General features: G+C 37.4%; 1 protein-coding gene and 1 pseudogene. Both read left to right on the top strand.

The genetic code is table 11. The features are described 5' to 3' along the window. Positions 1–476 (top strand): annotated as a pseudogene (locus VNZ46_RS04375) (hypothetical protein); the annotation flags it as partial. A 61-nt stretch (positions 477–537) separates the two neighbouring features. Further along, a partial coding sequence (locus tag VNZ46_RS04370) for a hypothetical protein (protein ID WP_325558899.1) occupies positions 538–3,588 on the top strand: 3,051 nt, incomplete at its 3' end.

The raw sequence follows: 3,588 nt of genomic DNA, 5'->3' as shown, positions 1-3,588 counted from the left end.
AAACCGCTGCAATTCTTGAGGCTGTTCCCCCTGGCTATCATGTTCCAGGTATTTTGTTTGGCACAAAAACCTTCTATGATAACCCGGGAGGAGGATCTACAGACTGGTACCATAGAATGTTCATCCATCCAAATGGAAACGTTGGAATTGGTACTACAGATCCAACTGATAAACTCTCTGTTAATGGGAAGATTCGCGCAAAGGAGATCAAGGTAGAAACTCAGAACGGGCCGGACTATGTGTTCAAGAAAGGCTATCAACTTTCCTCACTTGAAGAAACAGAAAAACATATACATGAAAATGGCCATTTGCCAGGTATCCCATCTGCTACAGAGGTGAAAACTAATGGAATTGATCTTGGAGAAATGAATGCCAAACTGCTCAAGAAAATCGAAGAACTGACTTTGTATTTGATAGAGCAACAAAAGCAAATCCAAGAACTGGAGAAAACAATTAAATGCATTTCTATAAAGTAGACCTCAAACTCCAAATCGTAATATCAATAGTCACGAGATATATACTTAAAGATAACACTCTATGAAAGTTAAATACATTATCGCCACCATCTTTTTTATATGGCTTTTCAGTGGAATAGATCCTGTCAACGGACAAACCAGCTATAACAATCTTCCAGTCTTAATACCACCGGCACCTAATGCCGCAGAACTGGGTAAATATGGCAATTTAGATATCGGGATGCAAACAGGTTCATTGAACTTTGAAGTACCATTATATAGTATTGAAGGAAATAAATGGGCAATGCCAATAAATCTGCAATATTCAACATCTGGGATAAAAGTTGACCAAATTGCATCCCGGGTAGGGTTGGGTTGGGCATTTAATGCCGGAGGTGTAATTACGAGGAATGTTAACGGACAACCCGACAGACCTGGAAATAGATCCACCTTACCTGCTGACTGGAACTCATTTAACCAAAGTTTTTTAGACTATCTGCATAATGCAACAGGAGCAAGCCCTTATAATACTGAGCCTGACGAATTTATGTATAACTTTAATGGATATGCTGGTAAATTTATTTTGGATAGTGCCGATCAAATTGTTTCAATACCTCATAACAATCTGAAGATAAAATATCTATACCAAAATTCTGAATCTTCCACCATTACCATCACTACTCCCGACGGTGCAGTTTATTATTTCAATACCATTGAATTAACCTCTTCAAATTCAACTTGCTATGGATCTTCTTCTGGTCCCTACGCCTCTCGTTTACCAACATCCTGGTATTTAACCAGGGTTGTCACACCAAATCAAGAGGAAGTTTTGTTTACGTACAAAGATTGTTATTATCAATATGACGCTGGGATCTCACAAACCTTAACCAGAACATACGATTTGGAAAACCAAAGTCATTGCACAATTACAAAATGTGCTGCAGTTAATTCAGAAAGTAACTGTAGCAGTAGCATAACCGCCTGGGGAAAGATTTTAACCAAAATATCTTTTAGATCACTTGTAATTGATTTCAACTACATAGATCGTCAGGACATTACTGCACCAGATAATGGGATTATTGGAGACCAGCTGTTGAGTAACGTCCAGATTCGAAATGGTGTTCAGCCCTTAAAAACGTTCAAGTTAAACTATACTTATGCAATAGCGGATCCTTACTTCGCTTCACCCTATGGACAATCCTTATCTTTAAAATACAGACCATTTTTAGAATCAATTGTAGAAGAAGGAAAAACTTCGATCGAAAGCAGAAAACATAGTTTTGTTTATAATGATATTAACGGTTTACCACCCAGACTATCTTATGCTCAGGATCTGTTTGGCTATTTCAATGGCCAGCGAAACAATAGCCTGGTACCTGTTCCTAATACCGATTATGAAAAGCAAATGTTTCCTGGTGCTACAGCATTAAGAAATTGCGATTTTTCCAGTACTTTAAAAGGTTCCCTAACTAAAATAACTTATCCAACAGGGGCGGTTGATAGCATTTTTTATGAACTCAATGAATATAGAGGATTGAAAAGCGTGCCTCCACCAAGAGATAATAAATTAGTTTCTATATTACCAACATCCAGTTATCCAACAACGGCAACTTCGGCAAATTTTACCCCATACAGTTCTGAAAATATTCTTTTAAACGGGGGTACTCTGATTAGTGTTGGCGGAGGCGGTGGTTCGAATATAGATCCGCTGATCAACCTTTTAAGAACAGAAATTGTTCGAAAGTCCGACCAGGCTGTCGTATTCACCAGAACATCTAAGTTGGGTCAGAATTTTTCTAATGAGGCCATTACTCTTGCTGCGGGAGTCCAGTATTTCATAAGAATCACAAGCCTATACCCAAATATTAGGTGTTCTGCTTCTGTAAGTTATGAAACTGGTCCAAGTAGTCAAATTGAAATCAATCAACCAACAGGTGGGCTTCGGGTACGGACGTTTTTTACTAAAGACAATACCGGTATTCTGCAAACAAAAAATTACAATTATTCCTATTTAAATGACCTTTCAAAGTCATCAGGCCAGCAATCAAATATCCCAACTTATGCGAAAGACTTCAATACAGCTATAAGTGGAAATTGTGGTGATGGAGGGTCCGGTGGTGGAATGACTGTGCAGCTTTGCAAATCCAGGATAATGTATTCAAATTCCGTCAATAATATTTATCGTTATTCCAGGAATCATATCTATTATGAAAATGTTATAGAAAGTATAGGGGAGAATTTTGAAAATGGAGGCATTTCTCATTCATATATTATAGAACCAGATGCCTTATCAAAACCAATTTGGGGCGCTTTTTTAGTGCTAGGCGTTAAAAGCTCTAATACCGGATCGAGAAATGGCCTTGAAAAAGAGCAGTTATTCTTTAAAAAACAAAATGGAGCATTTATTAATATTAAGAAAGTAGTCAACCATTATATTGTCGATCCCAGGGTGAGTAAGGTGGTTGATGCTTATGTAATTAATAAACAATACATTTTTCCACTTCATAGCGATCCGCCGATATATGAAGAGTTTAATGGATACGAGATTAATAAATATAGCTTTTATTCAAAATGGGTATATAAAGATTCTACGTCGGTTTATAATTACAATGAAGATGGCAGTATCTTATTATCAAAAACCGGCTACCAATATCCTAATGTTCTTCATACTCAAATAGGCAAGGAAACAATTTCAACCAGCGATGGGCTGACCAGAGAGGTTAATTATAAGTATCCACATGAAATGGTCAGTTTGGGACGTGATCCGAATGGAATCTATCAGGGCATGATTACCAGAAATATAATTAGTCCTGTAGTTGAGCAAACGATCGTGAAAAATGGCAAAACAAGTTTGGAGCGTAGAAATTTCATTCAACCATTTTCGAATATCTATGTACCCGGAAGTGTAGATGTACTCAATACAGTATCAAATACCGATGAAACACGTATTCGCTACCAAGCTTATGACAACAAAGGAAATCCTTTGAGCCTTGCACAAGAAAAAGGTGCTAAAATTAATTATATATGGAGCTATAATGGTCAATACCCAATAGCGGAAATAAAAAATGCAGATTATAGTTCCGTGGTTTCTGCACTAGGTGGCGGGGCAGCCATTACTGCATTCAGTATTAAA

The sequence above is a fragment of the Pedobacter sp. genome (genome assembly GCF_035566355.1).
Lineage (GTDB): Bacteria > Bacteroidota > Bacteroidia > Sphingobacteriales > Sphingobacteriaceae > Pedobacter.
This window is presented reverse-complemented; position numbering and strand designations above follow the sequence as displayed.